The organism is Nocardia sp. NPDC058176, assembly GCF_042883805.1.
Classification (GTDB): Bacteria; Actinomycetota; Actinomycetes; order Mycobacteriales; family Mycobacteriaceae; genus Nocardia.
This window is the reverse complement of sequence record NZ_JBHVVA010000001.1, coordinates 1671858-1690081: the sequence shown is the minus strand read 5'-3', so window position 1 is coordinate 1690081 and position 18224 is coordinate 1671858. Positions and strand designations below refer to the sequence as shown.

General features: G+C 70.0%; 13 protein-coding genes. 7 read left to right on the top strand and 6 right to left on the bottom strand.

Going from position 1 to position 18224, the window contains the following annotated elements:
- Positions 1-23: 23 nt before the first annotated feature.
- From ilvD to ACFVVM_RS07905, 5 genes are all read right to left on the bottom strand, one after another.
- Positions 24-1715 (bottom strand): dihydroxy-acid dehydratase, encoded by a 1692-nt coding sequence (gene ilvD / locus ACFVVM_RS07925; protein ID WP_387614451.1) that lies wholly within the window; start codon positions 1713-1715, stop codon positions 24-26.
- A gap of 23 nt (positions 1716-1738) precedes the next feature.
- Entirely contained in the window at positions 1739-3037 is a 1299-nt protein-coding gene (locus ACFVVM_RS07920) for a dicarboxylate/amino acid:cation symporter (RefSeq protein WP_387614448.1), read from the bottom strand.
- A gap of 159 nt (positions 3038-3196) precedes the next feature.
- On the bottom strand, positions 3197-5029 hold the full coding sequence (locus ACFVVM_RS07915) for an ABC transporter ATP-binding protein (RefSeq protein WP_387614445.1): 1833 nt from the start codon (positions 5027-5029) through the stop codon (positions 3197-3199).
- The gene (locus ACFVVM_RS07910) at positions 5029-6867 is read right to left on the bottom strand and encodes an ABC transporter ATP-binding protein (protein ID WP_387614442.1); all 1839 of its coding nucleotides are present in this window, start codon (positions 6865-6867) and stop codon (positions 5029-5031) included. The genes ACFVVM_RS07915 and ACFVVM_RS07910 overlap by 1 nt, the downstream gene beginning before the upstream one ends.
- A gap of 176 nt (positions 6868-7043) precedes the next feature.
- Positions 7044-8249 (bottom strand): acyl-CoA dehydrogenase, encoded by a 1206-nt coding sequence (locus ACFVVM_RS07905; protein WP_387614439.1) that lies wholly within the window; start codon positions 8247-8249, stop codon positions 7044-7046.
- A gap of 251 nt (positions 8250-8500) precedes the next feature.
- On the opposite strand from ACFVVM_RS07905, the gene ACFVVM_RS07900 reads away from it, so the two are divergent.
- Genes ACFVVM_RS07900 through ACFVVM_RS07890 form a run of 3 tightly spaced genes read left to right on the top strand, consistent with a single transcriptional unit; the run spans position 8501 to position 12182 of the window.
- Positions 8501-9478, top strand: coding sequence for an LLM class flavin-dependent oxidoreductase (locus ACFVVM_RS07900; protein WP_387614437.1), 978 nt, complete (start codon positions 8501-8503; stop codon positions 9476-9478).
- A 14-nt stretch (positions 9479-9492) separates the two neighbouring features.
- A complete protein-coding gene (locus ACFVVM_RS07895) occupies positions 9493-10794 on the top strand; it encodes an LLM class flavin-dependent oxidoreductase (RefSeq protein WP_387614434.1) in 1302 nt (433 codons plus the stop codon).
- A complete protein-coding gene (locus ACFVVM_RS07890) occupies positions 10791-12182 on the top strand; it encodes an NtaA/DmoA family FMN-dependent monooxygenase (protein WP_387614431.1) in 1392 nt (463 codons plus the stop codon). Before ACFVVM_RS07895 ends, ACFVVM_RS07890 begins: the two co-directional genes overlap by 4 nt.
- Positions 12183-12190: 8 nt before the next feature.
- Here ACFVVM_RS07890 and ACFVVM_RS07885 read toward each other — a convergent pair whose 3' ends face one another.
- The gene (locus ACFVVM_RS07885) at positions 12191-12484 is read right to left on the bottom strand and encodes a hypothetical protein (RefSeq protein ID WP_387614429.1); all 294 of its coding nucleotides are present in this window, start codon (positions 12482-12484) and stop codon (positions 12191-12193) included.
- Positions 12485-12666: 182 nt separating this feature from the next.
- Here ACFVVM_RS07885 and ACFVVM_RS07880 point away from each other — a divergent pair, with 182 nt between their 5' ends.
- The 4 genes from ACFVVM_RS07880 (at position 12667) to ACFVVM_RS07865 (ending at position 18207) form a co-directional block, all read left to right on the top strand.
- A complete protein-coding gene (locus ACFVVM_RS07880) occupies positions 12667-14520 on the top strand; it encodes an ATP-binding cassette domain-containing protein (protein ID WP_387614427.1) in 1854 nt (617 codons plus the stop codon).
- Complete coding sequence (locus tag ACFVVM_RS07875) at positions 14517-16283, top strand: ATP-binding cassette domain-containing protein (RefSeq protein ID WP_387614424.1); 1767 nt, start codon at positions 14517-14519, stop codon at positions 16281-16283. The genes ACFVVM_RS07880 and ACFVVM_RS07875 overlap by 4 nt, the downstream gene beginning before the upstream one ends.
- A 302-nt stretch (positions 16284-16585) precedes the next feature.
- Complete coding sequence (locus ACFVVM_RS07870; protein WP_387614421.1) at positions 16586-16792, top strand: hypothetical protein; 207 nt, start codon at positions 16586-16588, stop codon at positions 16790-16792.
- 221 nt (positions 16793-17013) lie between these two features.
- On the top strand, positions 17014-18207 hold the full coding sequence (locus tag ACFVVM_RS07865) for an acyl-CoA dehydrogenase family protein (protein WP_387614418.1): 1194 nt from the start codon (positions 17014-17016) through the stop codon (positions 18205-18207).
- Positions 18208-18224: the final 17 nt, after the last annotated feature.

Sequence of the window (18224 nt, the reverse complement as noted above, 5' to 3'; positions counted from 1 at the left end):
GTGCACGGAGCCGCCCGACCAGTTCAGCCGGTGACGGCGCCGTGCGCGGCCGAGCTGACGAGCTTGCGGTACTTGGCCAGCACGCCCGAGGTGTACTTGGGCGGGAACGGCTCCCAGCCGACCTTGCGCGCGGCGAGCTCGTCGTCGTCGATCTCCACGTCGAGGCGGCGGTTGGCGACATCGAGGGTGATCGGGTCACCGTCGGCGACGAAGGCGATCGGGCCCCCGTCCACCGCCTCGGGTGCGACATGGCCGACGCACAAACCTGTTGTGCCACCGGAGAATCGGCCGTCGGTGAGCAGCAGGACATCCTTGCCGAGCCCGGCGCCCTTGATCGCGCCGGTGATGGCGAGCATCTCGCGCATACCGGGGCCGCCCTTGGGGCCCTCGTTGCGGATGACGACGACGTCACCGGCCACGATCGTGCCGTTCTCCAGCGCGTCCATCGCGGCGCGCTCGCCGTCGAACACCCGTGCCGTGCCGCGGAAGACGTCGGAGTCGAACCCGGCGCTCTTCACCACGGCGCCCTCGGGGGCGAGGGACCCGTGCAGGATGGTGAGCCCGCCCGACTTGTGGATCGGCCGATCGAGCTTCCGGATGACATCACCGTCGAGGCCCAGTTCGATCTGCGCCAGATTCTCGGCCATCGTCGCACCGGTCACGGTCATCACATCGCCGTGCATCAGACCCGCGTCGAGCAGGGCCTTCATCACGACGGGGATGCCGCCGACCCGGTCGACGTCGTTCATGACGTAGCGGCCGAACGGCTTGAGATCGGCCAGGTGCGGCACCTTGTCGCCGACCCGGTTGAAGTCGGCCAGCGTGAGCCCGACTCCCGCCTCCCTGGCGATGGCGAGCAGGTGCAGCACGGCATTGGTCGAGCCGCCCAGCGCCATGACCACCGTGATGGCGTTCTCGAACGCCTCCAGGGTCATGATGTCGCGGGCGGTGATGCCACGGCGCAGCAACTCGACGACGGCCTCGCCGGACCGGCGGGCGTACTCGTCGCGGCGCCGGTCGGGTGCGGGCGGGGCGGCCGAGCCGGGCAGGCTCATCCCGAGCGCCTCGGCCGCCGAGGCCATGGTGTTGGCCGTGTACATCCCGCCGCACGCGCCCTCACCCGGACAGATCGCCCGCTCGATGCGGTCGACCTCGTCGCGGGTGATCAGGCCCTTGATACAGGCGCCGACGGCCTCGAACGCGTCGATGATCGTGACGTCCTTGCCGTCGACATTGCCCGGCAGCGTCGACCCCGCGTAGAGGAACACACTCGACAGGTCCAGGCGGGCGGCGGCCATGAGCATGCCCGGCAGGCTCTTGTCGCACCCGGCCAACAGCACCGAGCCGTCGAGGCGCTCGGCCATCATCACGGTCTCCACCGAATCAGCGATGATCTCCCGGCTGACCAGCGAGAAATGCATCCCCTCGTGGCCCATCGAGATGCCGTCGGACACCGAGATCGTGCCGAACTCGAGCGGATAGCCACCGCCCGCGTGCACGCCCTCCTTGACCGCCTTGGCGAGCCGGTCCAGTGAGAGATTGCAGGGGGTGATCTCGTTCCAGCTCGAGGCGACGCCGATCTGCGGCTTGACCCAGTCCTCGTCGCCCATGCCGACCGCGCGGAGCATGCCGCGGGCGGCGGTCTTCTCGAGTCCGTCGGTGACGTCGCGCGAGCGCGGCTTGATGTCGATCGGCTGGTCGCTGTCGGATGCCATGCCCCAAGCCTACGAGCCGGACCTCATTCCGCTCGATCGGCACGAGCCAACGTGTCGCTGTATTCGTCGAGATCGATCTCCTCGGCCGTGACGGTCTTGGTGCCGTTGTAGACCTCCCGGTCGATCTCGTCGTCGGCATCGGCGACCAGCACGGCGACGAAGGTGTCGCCGTTGACATTGAGGAAGGTGCGGAAGATGCCGGCGAACCAGTCGACGGCGATCAGCAACCCGACCGCCTCCACCGGCAGATCCAGCGAGGCGGCCAGGAACATCGCCACGACCGGGAACCCGCCGGGCACCGTGATGGTGCCCATGTTGAGCAGGATCGCCAGACCCATCCCGAGCGCGATCTGGCCGATGCTCAGCTCGACGCCACCGGCCTGCGCCAGGAACATCACGACGATCATGTAGTTGAGGACCGCGCCGTAGGAGCCCATCGTCAACCCGATCGACAGGGTGAAGTTGGCGATCTGCTGGCTCACGCCGACCTTCTCGACGGTGTTCTTCAGCACCGTCGGGAAGGTGACCGCCGAGCTGGTCGTGGTGACCGCGATGGTGGTCTGCTCGGCGAGCTTGCCCGGCAGTTTCCGCGGGTCGAGGCGGGTACGGACGGTGACGACCACGACGAACAGCGCGAACAGGATCAACACGCCGAGCAGGGTGGTGCCCAGGTATTTCAGCGAGGTGGTGACGACGGCGAATCCGACGTCACCGGCGAGTGCGGCGAGCAGGCAGAAGACACCGATCGGCGCGAGCTTCATGACCAGCCGGATCATGGTGAGCACGATCTGCTGGATCTGATCGATGAAGGTGAGCACCGAGGTGTCACCGGTCCGGCTGATCTGCTCGCGCAGCGCGATCCCGAACAGCAGCGAGAACACGATGATCGGCACCATCGTCGCGGTCGACATCGCCTGGAAGACATTGGTGGAGACGAAGTTCAGCAGGGTGTCCTGCCAGCCGAGCGCCTGATCCGCGGAATCGCGCAGCCCCGAATCCAACTCGCCGTCGAACACCATGCCCGCACCCGGCCGCACCAGCACGCTCAGCACCCACGCCAGCACCGCCGCGACGACCGAGAAGCCGAGCATCCACTGGAAGGTGCGCAGAGCGACCTTGCCGGTGCCCGCGCCCGCCATGGACCCGGTCGCCACGATCACCGAGGCCATCACCAGCGGCACGATCGACATCTGGATGAGCCGGATGAAGATGTCGCCCACGAACTTCAGCTCGGCCGCCCAGTCACCGACGATCAGGCCGAACGCCAGTCCGCCGACGGCGCCGAGGCCGATCTGGAGCGCGGGGTTGGACAGAGCTTTCATGGAATCCTCCTCGACAGCGCCGTGTACCCCGGACGTCATCGAGTGCCCCGGGTCCGCACGGCAGAGTGTGCGCGGGGCGGGCTACCGGAGGGTGGCAGGCGGATTTCCTCGATGTATCCGCCGAGATATATCGGCCGAGGCCGCTGGCCGAATGGTCGTTCAGTCGCCGAGGGTGCTCGGCGCGTAGTCGTCCGCGGTCACCGAATCGCGGGTCCAGGTCGCGTGCAGCCGCGCGTAGCGGCCGTCCTCGTCGATCAGTTCGGCGTGGGTGCCGTCCTCGGCGATGACGCCGTCGTGGAAGAGCAGGACCCGGTCGGCGGTCTCGGCGGAGTGCATCCGGTGGGCGATGGTGATGGTGGTGCGGCCGTGGGTGAGTTCGGCCAGCGCGTGCTGGACGCGCACATCGGTGCCCGCGTCGACACCGCTGGTCGCCTCGTCGAGGACGAGCAGATCGGGGTTCACCAGCGCGGTGCGCGCGAGGGCGACGAGCTGGCGTTCGCCCGCGGAGAGCGCCTCGCCGCGCTGACCGACCCGGGTGTCGAGGCCGTGCGGGAGGCCGTGGACCCAGTCGGTGAGGCCCAGGCGCGCCAGCACGGCGAGCACGTCGGCGCGGGTGGCGCCGTCGTGACCGAGGGCGATGTTCTCCTCGACGGTACGGTCGAAGAGGAAGGCGTCCTGCGGGACGACGGCGACGCGGCGGGTGAGCGCTTCGTCGGCGATCTCGTCGATCGGGACACCCCACAGCGTGAGCGTGCCGGTGCCCGGCAGCAGCTGGCGGGTCACCAGTTTGGCGAAAGTGCTCTTGCCGGAACCGGTTTCGCCGACCACCGCGACGTGTTCGCCGGGCTCGATCCGCAGGTCGATCCCGCGCAGCGCGGGCTTGCCGGTGCGGTAGCTGAACCCGACACCGCGCAGGTCGACGGTGGCGGGCCCGGTGGGCAGCGCGGTGCGGACTCCGGGGACGGTCTCGTCCTCGTCGTCGAGGATCTCCAGCACCCGCCGCAATCCGGCTTCGGCATTGCGCGAATCGGCCAGGCTGCTCACGGCGAACTGCATCGGCCGGACGAAGAACGTCACCAGGAACAGGAACGCGACGACATCGCCCGCCGACAGATCGAGGTGCAGGCCGAGCGCGCCGACGCCCGCGGCGGTGCCGGCCACCAGCACCGAGGTGGTGATCAGTCCGCTGGCGACCTCGCCGATGGAGATGTTGAAACCGGTGGGCCACAGGGTGCGTCGCTGGGCGTCGCGCACCGCGTCGATCTGGGCGTCGGTGCGGGTGCGCATCCGCTCCTCGATGCCGTAGCCGCGGATGGTGTCGATGCCGACCAGGGTCTCGAGGAGCCTGGCGTAGAGCGTGCCGATCCCGCGGCGCACGGCATCGAACCGGCGCCCGACCCACCGTTGCAGGCTGCGCCCGGCGATCGGCACGCTGAGACCGATGAGCAGCACCAGCAGCGCGGGCGCCCAGGAATAGCTGAACATCACCGCCAGCGCCAGGATCATCTGCGCGATGTTCTGCACCAGGGTGATACCGCCGGACTGGGCGTAGAGGGTGACGACATCGACATCATTGGTCACCCTGGCCACCATGGCGGTACCGGAATCGGCGCGCGCGTCGGCGGGGGAGCGGCGCAGGATGCGCGTGAACGCGGCCACCCGTAGATCCAGGAGGGTCTGCTCGACGACCCGGATCATCTGGTGGTTCATCAGCGCCGACGCGATCATCGCCAGCACCACCGCGACCACACCGGCCACGACCGCAGTGGTGACGACGTGCGCGCGGGTGGCAGGATCGACCTCGGCGAGCAGTGCGTGATCGAGGGCGTACTGGATGGTCACCGGGATGACGATGCGACCGCTCGCGGCCACCGTGGCCAGCAACGCGATCACCACGAGGGCGCCGCGGGAGAGCGTGGTGTGCCTGCGGAGCCGGCGCAACACCGCGGTGGTGCCGTAAGCGCGGTGGGGCCGTGGGGATTTCGCGCTCATCACACGGCCTTCGCGGTGTCGGGGCGGTAGGCGCCGAGCAGGGCCCGATAGCCGGGTTCGGTGTCGAGCAGTTCGGCGTGCGGGCCGTGCGCGCGGACGCGTCCGTCGTCGAGGAAGACGACGGTGTCGGCCAGTGCGACGGTGGCGCCGCGATGCCCGACCAGAACGACGGTGGTGTGCCGGTCCTCGCCGGCGAACTCACCGCGCAGCCGCTCGACCACCGTGTGTTCGACGAGCGGATCGAGCGCGGAAGTGGTGTCGTCGAGCAACAGCAGGCCCGGCCGCCGGAACACTGCGCGCGCCAAGGCGAGTCGTTGCCGCTGCCCGCCGGAGAGCTGGGTGTTCTCGTCGAGCACGGTGTCGGCACCGTGGGGCAGCGTGGCGACGAACTCCGCGGCGTCGGCGATGTGCAGCGCGCGCTCGAGTTCGCCCGGGTCCGCGTCGACGCCGAGGGTGACGTTGGCGCGCACGGTGTCGCTGAACAGGAAACCGTTCTGCGTGACCAGCGCGGTCCTGCCGCGCATCGCCTCGGGTGCGAGCAATCGGGTGTCCACCCCGTCGACGGCGACCACACCCCGATCCGCCTCGATCAGATGGGCGAGCAGCGTGAGCAAGGTGGTCTTGCCCGACCCGGTCGCCCCCACCACGGCGACGACGGCACCGGGCCGGATCGTGAGGCTCACCTCGCGCACCGCGGCCCGTTCACCGTCGGGCGCGGCGTCACCGCGATAACCGAAGCCGACTCCGCTGACCGCCAGCGCGACCCCGTGCTCGTCCCGCGCCGGGCAGTACTGTCCGTGCGCGGGCTGCTCGGCGGCGGTGAGCACCTCCTCGACGCGGGTCGCGCCCGCCACCCCGAGCGGCAGGATGCCGAGGAACCGGGCGATCACATTGAGCGGGATGGCGGTGGTGATGAGCAGGTAGATCACCTCGACCAGCGCGCCGACGCCGAGGTGCCCCGCCTCGACCCGGGAGATGCCGATGGCCAGGATCACCAGTGCGGCCAGCGGTGGCAGGAGTTCGATGGTGGGATCGAAGACCGCGCTCGCATTGCCCATCCGCCGGTTCGCGGCCCGGGAGGAGTCGGCGGCCTCGGCGAAGCGGGCGATCTCGCCTTCGGTGATGCCGAGCGTGCGCACCACCTGCTGACCGGCGATCGCCTCGTGCGCGAGCCCGCTCACCACGGCCCGCTGATGCTGGGCCGCGCGCGCCCGCGGTGCCAGCACCCGCTGATAGAGCAGATTGGCGGCGAACACGAGCGGGATGAGGACCACGGCGACCAGCGCGAGCCACCAGTCGACATGGGCGATGTCGGCCAGTACCAGCAGCAACATGCCCGCCATCCCGATCGCGAACGGGAAGTGCTGCATGGGATCCCACATGGTCTCGGCATCGGAGACCGCGCGCGAGACCAGCTGCCCGGCCGAGCGGCGCCGGTGCCAGGAGACACCGAGCCGCAGGTAGGCGGCGACCACCGCCCGGCGGGTCTCGGCCTGATTCCGGTACTCCACGATCCCGGTCGCCACCCCGCGGGAGATGATGGTGACGATCCGCAGCAGCGACACCGCCAGCACGAACACCGCGCCCGCCGCGGCCGCGCCGGGCAGGAACCTGCCCTCGGCGAAACTGGCGACCACGACGTGCTCGGTGCTCCACCCGACGGCCTTCGCCGCCAGCACCATACAGACGGCATTGACCAGGCCGGACCCGATCGCCACCGCCGCCGCGCCCGGCGCGAGCACGCACCCGCGCGCCATGATCGCCAGACCGGTGCGCAGCGAATGCGTGTCGGTCCCGGTGTCGTCCCCCGCGAGCAACGCGCCTCTGCCGTAGCTCACGACCGGGATACCTCCTGTTGCTTTCGGACACACATGCCCGGACAACTCTTCGCCGAATTAACTACCCGGGGCAATGATCGAGATCATCGTGATCGGAATACCGGGCCCTGTTTCAAGCTGAACTTCAGCGATGCTTTAGAAAATCGACAATTGTCGCGCGGGCTCCCGGAATGTGTTCAGAAGAATCCGACACTGGGCAGCGGTGCGTCATTGACGACCGCGTCACCGATCGCGCGCGCCTTGAACGCGGTGGGATTGTGCGAGAACAGGGTCCGCAGATTGCGCCAGTGCCGGTCGAGGTGGGTCGGCTGCCGGATCGCGGACGCACCGCCGACACCGTAGAGTTCGCCCGCCGCGCGCAGCGCGATCTCCTCGACCCCCACCTTCACCCTGGCCGCCGCCAGCGAGGCCGCTCGTTCGAGCTCCTCGTCGACCCGGCCGTGCTCGTGCGCGGAGTCGAGGGCGCGGCCCAGCGCGTCGGCCGCGGCCAGCACCGCGGCTTCGACGACGAAGGCGGCCGAGGACAGCTCGCCGACGATCTGCAACAGCTGCGGATCATCCTGTGACTGTTCGGCATTGCCCCAGGCGTACGAGCGCGGCCGGTTGCGCAGCAGCTCGGCCGCGTCCGCGGTGACCGCGCGCAGGATGCCCGCGGCGATGGCGTGCAGGAGCAGTTGCGGCTGCGCGCCGCCGGGGCGGCGATCGGCACCGATGCGCCGGAACGGCAGCAGTTCGGCGGGCTCGACCAGCACATTGTCCAGGATGGTCGTGCCGGTTCCGGTGTGGCGCTGGCCGATGCCGTCCCAGTCGTCGACGTGCACCACACCGGCGCGGTCGGCCGGGATGAGGGCGCTGATCTGGCCGCCGTTCTCGTCGTCGGCGGTGATACGCAGGTAGTCCGAGTACAGGCTGCCGGTGCTGTAGAACTTGCGTCCGTCGAGCCGGAAGTTGTCGCCGTCGGGCACCAGTTTGGTGTCGAAGGTGTAGACGCCGACCCGGTTGCCCAGTTCGGAACTCGCCCCGCCGAACAGCTTTCCGGCGACCACCTCGCCCAGCCACGGCCGCTTCCGGTACTGCTCGGGGTCGCGCCGCAGCTCCTCGACGAACCCGTAGTGGATGCGCAGGATGTGCGGCACGTCGGGGTCGGCCTCGCCGAGCCGGATCAGCAGCTCGAACAGTTCTCTGGTGGTGTAGCCGCCACCGCCGTCGGCGGCCGGGACGCGCACCGCGCCGAGGCGATGCTCACGAACCAGGCGCAGGGCCAGGTCGGGTCGGGCGCCGGGGGTGTCGAGCCGCTGCCGCGCGTCCTGGGCGATCGCCTCGATCACCTCCCGCAGTTCCGGTGAGTCGAGGGCGGCGGGGCGGCGGGCGATGGTGGTCATGGCGTCCTTCGGGAGGGGTGCTCGACGGCTGGCCACGGCAGCTCTGCGAGTGCCATGACCCGGACAAGTATGTGACCGCGGGCGAACGGGAACAATGTTTTATTTCGCCGGTAATTCATTTGCCGACGCCGGGAATTCGTGTTCGGAACGGCGTGAGGAGAATGCTTCCCCGCGCTCGGGATGTGTCGTTACAGTCACCTCGAATATCTGGTTGTCGCGCGGTCCGATGAATTCGGGTGAGGAGGTCGGGCATGGCGCTTGTCGTCGGTGTGGAGATTTCGGACGGTGAGCTCGCCCGCGCGGTGGGCACCGGTTTCGACGAGGTGGCGGGACTGCTCGACGGGGCCGGGATCGGCTATGTCGTCCTCGGCGCCGACCGGGCGGACGGCGCGACCGAGTCGTTGAGTCCGGCGATCGCGGGGACGCTGTTCGCCCGGCGGACCCGGGGGCTCGGGATCGTCGCGGCGGCGTCCCCGCAGCGCGACCACCCCTACAACATCGCCCGGCGACTGGCCTCACTCGACCACCTCGCCCACGGCCGGGCCGGCTGGCTCGCGCTGCGCGAGGACCGGTCCACGACCTTGGGTCAGGTGGCCCGCGGCAGCTGGACGGGGCCCGAACCACTCGGAGCCGCCCCGCTGGCCGATGCGGTGACGGCGGCGCGGGCACTGTGGCGGACCTGGCCGATCGAAACGCTCACCGGCACCGATTCCTTTGTGCGCCATGCCGATCACACCGGGCAGTACTCGACCACCGGTCCGCTCAACGTCCCGACGACGCCGCAGGGGGAGCCGGTGGTGTGGTGGCGTTACGAACGCGGCGACGACCCCGGCCACGTGGGTGTCGCCGATGTGGCGATCGTCGCGCCCGGCGAGATCGACACCGCGCGTGCCGAGTTGCCGGAATCGGTGCACCGGCACGTGCGGATCGACAATGCCGACCTCGCGGGGCACACCGGCGACCGCGCCGACGTCCACGGCTCCGCGCTACCTGGCGGCCCGACGCTCGCCGACCTCGCGGCACGCGACGATGTGCACGGGGTCCTGATCCGACTCGACCTCGCCGCGCTGCCGGATTTCGCCGAACGAACCCTCCCCGCACTGGCCGCCGCCGGACTCGTACGTCTGCGTGTCAGCGGCGGAACATCCACTCTGCGTGACCATCTCGGCATCGCCCGCCGCACCGAACCCGACCTGAGTCGGCACCGGCTCGTCTTCGCCGCTTCCTGAAGGGACCACTTGCCATGAGCCGCGACCACGTCATCCTGAACGTGAATGTGCTCGACCTCGGAATCAGCGGGGCCGCCTGGGAACTGTCCGGACTACCGAAGGACACGGTGGTCTCCGGCGACTACTACGCCGAACTCGGCCGGATCGCCGAACGCGGCACACTCGACGCCTACTTCCTCGCCGACAACCCGGCCATCCGCGAAGATCCGCGGGTCAAACCGGGCCGCGCGCTGGAACCGACCACCATCCTCGCCACCGTCGCCGCCGCGACCACCCATCTCGGCCTCATCGGCACCCTGTCGACCACCTTCAACGATCCGGTCGAACTGGCCGAACGCCTGCTCAGCCTCGACCATCTCAGCGGGGGTCGCGCCGCCTGGAACGCGGTGACCACCTACAACCCCGCCGCGGGCGGCAACTTCGGGCTCACCTCGGTACCGAGCCGCGCCGACCGCTACTCGCGCGCCCACGAGTTCGTCGACGCGGTCGTCGCACTGTGGGAGGCGGCGGTGGATGGAATCGACATCGACCACCGCGGAGCGCATTTCACCATCGCCGGGCGGCTCCCACTCGGGCCGTCACCACAGGGGCACCCCCTGATCGTGCAGGCCGGTGGGTCGCCCCAGGGCCGGGAGCTGGCGGGGCGCACCGCGAACGCGGTGTTCAGCGCCGAGCTCTCCCTCCAGGCGGGGATCGAGCACTACGAACAGGTCAAGCAGGTCGCGGTCGCCCACGGTCGCGATCGTGACGAGGTGGCGATCCTGCCCGGCCTGATCACCATCATCGGCAGCACGCACGCCGAAGCCGTCGCCCGCTACGAACGAGCTCGCGAACTGCTCGGCCCCGTCCACGAACTCAACCGGCTCGGTGCGGTTCTCGCCCATGATCTGAAGCAGTACCACTTGGACGAGCCGTTCCCCGCGGACGTGCTCGCCGATCTGCCCGATCCCGAGGGGTTCACCGCCTCCCTCGGTTTCCGCGAATCGGTCGTTCGCGGCGTCGGCGACCGGATCACGGCCACCCGAGGGCGGTACACGCTGCGCGATGCCATCGCCGAATTCGGTGACGGCGGCCATCGCCGCATCATCGGCTCACCAGAGGAAGTCGCCGACACGATCGAACAGTGGTTCCGTGCGGGCGCCGCCGACGGATTCAACCTGATGCCCGACGCCTTCCCCTCCGGGCTGGAGATCTTCGTCGACGAGGTGGTCCCGATCCTGCGCCGCCGCGGCCTGTTCCGGCACGAATACGCCGAATCGACGCTGCGGGCCCGCTTCGGGCTCGCGCCGCGCCAGGCCCGGGTGGTCGTGGCATGACGCGTCCCAGGCTGTTGCTCAACGCCTTCACCATGAACACCGCCACCCACGTCTCCTACGGCACCTGGCGACGCGAGGACACCCGCCAGACCGAGTTCCACACCCTCGACCCGTGGCTCGAACTCGTCGGGATCCTCGAACGCGGCACCTTCGACTCGGTGTTCTTCGCCGATGTCGTCGGCCTCTACGACGACTTCGACGGCGGCTGGGACACCCACGTCACCGAGGGGCTGCAGATCCCCAATCATGATCCGTCCGCGCTGGTCTCGGCCCTGGCCGCGGCCACCGAGCACCTCGGCATCGTGATCACCAGCTCGGTGCTGCAGGATCACCCGTTCTCCTTCGCCCGCAAGATCTCCACCCTCGATCACCTCTCCGGCGGGCGGATCGGCTGGAACGTGGTCACCAGCGCGCTGCGCAATTCGGCGCGCAACTTCGGGCTGCCGGACCGGCTCGCCCACGACAGCCGCTACGAATGGGCCGAGGAATACACCGAGGTCGTCTACAAGCTGTGGGAGGGATCCTGGGACGACGGTGCGCTGATCCAGGACCGCGACCGCGGAATCCACGCCGACCCGGCCCGGATCCACAAGATCAATCACCGCAGTGCCCGGTACTCGGTGGAGGGCCCGCACCTGTCCGCGCCGTCACCGCAGCGCACCCCCGTGCTGTTCCAGGCCGGCACCTCCGCGGCGGGTCGCGCCTTCGCCGCCCGGCACGCCGAAGGGGTGTTCATCAGCCAGGGTTCACCGGAGGCGGCGGGCGAGGTCATCCGGCAGACCCGCGACCTGGCCGCCGCGGCCGGGCGCGCACGTGACGACATCAAGTTCTTCCAGGGCCTCACCGTCGTCGTCGGCTCCTCGGAATACGAGGCACGCCGCAAAGCCGCCGATCTGGACGAATCCTTCAGCGAGACAGGCCTGCTCGCGCACCGCAGCGGCAGCATCGGCATCGACTTCGGCGGCCTGCCGACCGACACCCCGATCGGTGAACTGGCCGGACAGGTCGACGGCACCCGCAGTGCCATCGAAGGGCTCATCCGCGCGGCGGGCGGGCGCACCGACGTCACCATCGCCGATTTCGTCCGGCACAAGCAGGAAGCCACCCGCATCGTCGGCACCCCCGAACAGATCGCCGACGAACTCGAACGCTGGCAGGACGCGGGCGTCGACGGCATCAACCTCCAATACCTGGTCACCCCGGGCAGTTTCGCCGATTTCGCCGACCACGTGGTCCCGGTCCTGCGCACCCGCGGCCTGGCCCAGCACGAGTACACCCCGGGCACCCTGCGTCACAAACTGACCGGCGCCGACGACACCCTCCCCGACTCTCACCCCGCCCGCGCCTGGCACGGCGCCTTCAGCGCACCGGCCGCCGTGCCGCGTTGACGTCAGGGTCAGCTGTCGTCCGTGGACGAAGGGGATCGACGACTGGTGCACGCGACGACGCCGACCGCGCCAAGCCACACCACCACCGCGCAGGTTCCGGCGATCACCGTTCCCCACAGCACGATGAACGGCCCGTACTCCGCCACGCGCGGCCAATATCCGCAGGGGCCCACATCCTGGGGAATGGTCGCGCATTCGGGGTGGCCGATGGCCGCGTAGGCCAGGGCCGCGAGTATCGGAATCACCACGGCCATACCGAGAACGACCGCCAGGCTGCCGATGAGCCGGGACAGAACTGCCATACCGTCAGCCTCTCATGCGTCGCTGACGCAGGCAGTCCGCGACTCGTCGGTCGGCGACCTGTGTTCGAGTCACGATGATCCGACCCGTTGTTCCGAGAAGTACGGGCGCACAGGATGTTCAGGTCGACAGGACCCGCGATCCGGCGGATTCTGCGCATCGGGGATGGATCGGACGGGGGATCATGGGGCGGCAGGTGGGGGATCCGCGCTGGCAGGTCGGGGCTTTGGCGCCGACGGCGGCCGCGGTGTTGTTCCGGGAGCGGTGGTCGTTGCTCACCCTGCTCGGTTCGGTGCCACGGGGCATCGTGGGTGGCTATGTGGCGGTCGCTCTGGTGTCCGTCGCCGCGCCCGTCGCGCTCGCGCTGGCGACCGCGGCGTTGATCGGTGATCTGCGCGGCGGTGCGGCGGTGGGGGAGTCGTTCTCGATTCCGGTGACGGCGATCGTGCTGGGTGTGGTGGTCGTGGTGGCGGAGTCGGCGATCGGGGTGCGGTCGGCGCTGCAGTGGCGACTGACCGAAGCGGTGGACGGGCACGTTCGCGCGGTGGTGCGGCGGGCGGCCGGCGGTGACACCCCGTTCGCGGTCGTCGCCTCGACAGCGTTCCAGGCCGATGTCGTGCGGGCGTGTGATCCCGGGGTGACGGCGCGTAATCGCACGGCGGGCGCGGCCTGTGCCGGTCAGCTGCTGCTGGTGTTCCGGTTCGCCGGAGCCGTGCTCGGCGCGGTGGTGCTCGCGGTGTTCGATCCGGTCCTGGCCGCGGGCGTGCTCGGCGCGGCGCTGGTCACCAGGATGCTGGTACGCAGACAGTGGATCCACCTGTCGAGAGTCCAGGACGACACCATCACCGAGGTCTACGAGCGGGACGCGTTCGCCACCGTGGTCACCGACGAACGCGCCGCGCGCGAGCTGCGGGTCTTCGGCCTCGGCGACTGGTTCATCGACCGCTGGACCGAGATCGCCGACCGGCATCGCGGGCGGTTCACGGTCGAGCATCTGCGGGTGGTTCGCCGCCAGATCGTCACCACCGCACTGGTTTTCGTCACGATCTTCGCGGGCTTCGGCATCCCCGGCTCGGCGGCGGCCGGTGGTGGGCTCGGTCTCGGTGCGCTGACCGCCTGCCTCGTCGCGGTGGCCGTGATCTTCCAGATCGCGGCCATGGGCTACGAGGCGTTCGACATCGACTACGGGCTCGTGGCACACCGTGCGTACCAGCGCATCCTCGCTACCCGCGCACCGGAACCGACGGCGGTGGTGCCGGATCCGTCGGCTTCCACCGCGCCGATCCGGTTCGAGGCGGTGAGCTTCTCCTACCCGGGTTCGTCGCGCCGGGTCCTGCGCGATCTGAACCTCGAGATCGGCGCGGGACAGACCCTCGGGCTCGTCGGGGTCAACGGTGCGGGCAAATCGACCCTGACCTCCCTGCTGACCGGCCTCTACCCGCCGACCGCCGGACAGATCACCCGGGCCGGACAGCCCTACCCGCCGGCTGGACGCGGCGAGGTCGCGGTGGTCACCCAGAACTTCCTGCGCTACCCGCTCTCGCTGCGGGAGAACATCCGGCTCGCGCTCACCGACGACCACGCCGACGACGACCTCGTGTGGCACTGCCTGGAGAAGGCGGGCCTGGCACCGCATCTGCGCGACCGCGGCATCGCCCTCGACGATCCGGTGTGGTCGGTGACCGGCGCGGCCCGGATCGGCCTGTCCGGCGGGCAATGGCAGCGACTGGCACTCGCGCGCGCCCTGTTCGCCGCCGCCACCGGCCACTCGCTGGTGGTGCTCGACGAACCGACCTCCCAGCTGGACGTGGACGCCGAACTCCGATTCCACGAGCAGGTGCTGTCGGCACTGGCGGAGGTGACGGTCGTGCTCATCACCCACCGGCTCTCGACCGTCCGGCACGTCGACCGCATCGTACTGCTCGACGGCGGCCACATCACCGAGGACGGCACCCACGACGAGCTGATGGCCGCGGACGGAACCTACGCGGACCTGTTCCGGTTGCAGGCGGATCGATTCGGGGCGGTCCGGGCATGAGCGTGGCGACCGAATGGCTGACCACACTGAAACTCGGGCACCGGGCCTCGCCGGGACTGTCCGTCCTCACCGCGGTCCTGATTCCGGGCGCGGCGGCGGGCACCGCACTGGCCGCCGTCGGTCAGCGCTGGGTGGTCGACAGCGCGGGTGCGGGCGTGGTGCGGAGCGTGCTGATCGGCGCGGCGCTGGCCGCGCTCGGACTGGGGGTGAGCGGGTCGATCGGGCGGGTGGTGACGAACCTGCGCAACCACCTCGGTCACGAGGCGGGGCGTCAGCTGACCCGCCGGGCCTTCCAGCTGATCTCCCGGCGCCGCGACTATCAGCTGCTGTCCGACACCGCCTACGCCGACGATGTCGAGGTGCTCCGCAAACACGCACTGGCACTGGGCAATATCGGGTGGACCGGGGTCACCATGGCGGCCCAGTGCGTGGGTGTCGTCGTCGCGCTGATCCTGCTGGTCGCCGTGCATCCGGTGCTCGGGATCGCCGCGGTGCTCGTGCTGCTACCGGTCGTGCTGTCGGTGTGGGCGCAGCGCCGCACCAGGGCCGCCGACGAGGCCGCGACCGCGCAGCTGCGCCAGGAACGCGAGATCCACGCCGACTGCACCCGCGCCGACCGGGTGGGTGAACCGCGCGTCTACGGCGCGGTGCCGAACCTGGACGCCTACGCCACCCGGCTGTGGGACGAGGCGGCCGATCGGCGCGGTCACGCCCGCCTGCTTGGCGCCCTGGCGACGACGGCCGGGTGGCTGGGTTTCGGCGCGGGCCTGGTCATCGGACTCGCGGTGCTCGGCGGCGAGCTCGCCACCGGGTCGGCGAGCGTCGGTGACGTGATCCTGGTGATCGTCCTCACCACGGGGCTGCGCCTGGAACTGTCGTTCATCCTGCTCGAACTCGACATGTTCACCGACGGCGTCACCGCGGCCCGCGCCATGGTTCGGGTGCGCGCCGCCGCGGGTGGCACCAGCCCGACCCGGACCCCGCCCGCGCGGCTGGTGGACGCGATAACCGTCGAGAACGTGTCGTTCACCTACGCCACAGCGGACCATCCGGCGCTGGAACAGGTGAACCTGCGGATCCCGGCGGGCTCGGTGGTCGCGGTCATCGGGCTCAACGGCGCGGGCAAATCCACGCTGATCGACCTGCTGACCGGCGTGCTGACACCGACCAGCGGCCGCATCCTGTTCGACGGCGTCGATCTCACCGAACTCGACCTGCACGGCGAGCACCACCGGATCAGCGGCGCCTTCCAGGATTTCCTCCGGCCACCGGTCTCCCTCGGCGAAGCGGTCGGACTCGGCGAAATCACCCGGATCGCCGACGAACCCGCGATCCGGCGCGCCATCGACGCCGCCGGCGCGAGCGCACTGGTGACCTCGGCGCCCGACGGCCTGCACACCAAACTCACCGCGCATGACGGAACCGATCTGTCCCAGGGCCAATGGCAGAAGCTGGCCATCGCCCGCGCCTACATGAACAGCGCCCCCTTGCTCGTCGCCCTCGACGAACCGACCTCGGCTCTCGACCCGGCCGCCGAACACGACATGTTCACCACCGCCGTCACCCGCGCCCGCACGGTCGCCGACCGCAACGGAACGGTCACCCTCCTGGTCTCCCACCGCCTGGCCGCGGCCGCCCTGGCCGATCTGATCATCTCCGTCGACAACGGCCGCGTCGTCGAATTCGGCACGCACAGCGAACTCTTGGCCCGCCGCGGCCGCTACCACCGGCTCTACGAGGACCAGCGGGGCGCCTACCGCTGAGTAGACCTCGGTCGAAGGTCACCTCGACCGGCTGCTCACCGACACCATCGGAACCACGCCGCGGGACGTGACCGGTGTCGAAGCGGGCCCACTGGGCGGGATCGCCCGGTGCGCGACCGCCGACATGGACCTGGGGCCGACGTGACGGACACGAGCCGATCGTCATCGACCCGGGCGTCATGGCGTAAGCCGCTGTGCCACCCTACTTTCGGGGGCAAGCATTTCGAGGTCTGTCGGAAAGAGCAGTGATCTCGGTACCTTCGCTGCGATGGCCGACTCCCGGCCGCCCGAAAGGAACTGTCATGCGCAACAAGCTTCGTGTCGGCCTGCTCGCCGGTGTACTCCTGATGGCACCCTTGGCGACCGCGATCCCGGCCTCCGCCGCCGGCCTGCCGCTGCAGTCCGCCGAACCGACCGAACAGGTGGCCTCCCCGGGCTGCCCCGGTGGCGCGCCGCACTTGAGCTGCCTGCTGGAATCGCTGTCCGCCGGCGGCTCCACCGGCCAGTAGCACCCGCCACGCGAGAACGCCGCCGCGCGAACCGACCCGGTTCACGCGGCGCCGCCGTGACTCTCTCGGGTTCGGCGGTGCGGGGATTCGCGCGGTGCGATCCGATATCTGGCTGACGTATCGGCTTCGGAAATAGGCTCGTTCGTGACATTCGTGTCGAAGGTCCCGGAGTGACTGAAGGACGAGAACGTGACCGGAACGATCGTGTCGGACGGTGTCCGATGACCGCGGTGGATGTAGAGCCGAGCGCTCGGGGTGGGGATGCCGCGCCCACCGTCGCGGGGATCACCGCCGCCGTGCTTCCGATTCTGGAGCGGTTGCGTGAAAGTGCCGGTGCGCGTGAGGCGACGCGGGACTTCGCGTTCGACGACGTCGCCGAACTCGCCCGCCGCGGGGTCCTGCTCGTCGGTGTCCCGGTCGGGGACGGGGGCGCGGGTGGCAGTCTGCGCGATGTGCTCGATCTGGTGGTCACCATCGCGCGGCACGACTCCAATATCGCGCAGGCGTTGCGCGGCAGCTTCGGTACCGCCTTCGGGGTGGCGAACGATCCACGAGCCGAGGGCCGGGAGCGAACCCTCGCACGGATCCACGCCGGAGACCTGTTCGCGGGCACGGTCAACGAACGCACCGGCGGCCCCAGTGGCTCGGTGAACACCACCCTCCGCGGCGATGCGGACGGCTATGTCGTGGACGGCGAGAAGTACTACTCGACCGGCGGCCTCTACGCGTCGTGGTTCTCGACGACCGCCAAGGACGAGCAGGGCAGGACGGTGCGCTTCCAGGTGCCGCTGGACCGTGCCGGGGTCGAACGGGTCGACGACTTCGACGCGATCGGCCAGCGGCTCACTGCGAGCGGAACGACTCGCTTCACCGGGGTGCGCCTGGATGCCGACGAGGTCGACTTCTCCGGCACGGGAAAGCCACCGCTGAACCCGTGGGGCGGGCTCGGACACCTCTACCTGTGCGCGGTGCAGGCCGGAATCGCCTACAACGCGCTCGATGACGCGATCGCCTTCGTCCATGCGGCGGAGGACGGCGCGGGCCTGGACGATCCCTACATCCAGCAGGTCGTCGGGCGGATCGCCGCGAAGGCACACGCGGTGCGTTCGGCGGTGCTGATCGCCGCCGAGGAACTCGAGCGTGTCTGCGACCTGCCGGCAGAGCGGCAGCGCGCGGCCGGTGCGGCGGCATCGATCACGATCGCGCAGACCCAGGCGCTGGCAGCCGAACAGACCCTCGAGGCGGCGACGCTGCTGTTCGACCTCGGCCCCGGCACCGATCAGGCGCCCGGCTTCGACCGGCACTGGCGCAACTCGCGCACCATCGCCAATCACAATCCGCGGGATTGGAAGCTCGCGAAAGCAGGCGCCTACTTCCTCACCGGCGAGGAGCCACCGACCAGCGGCCTGTTCTGAGCCGCGGGCCGGTGGCC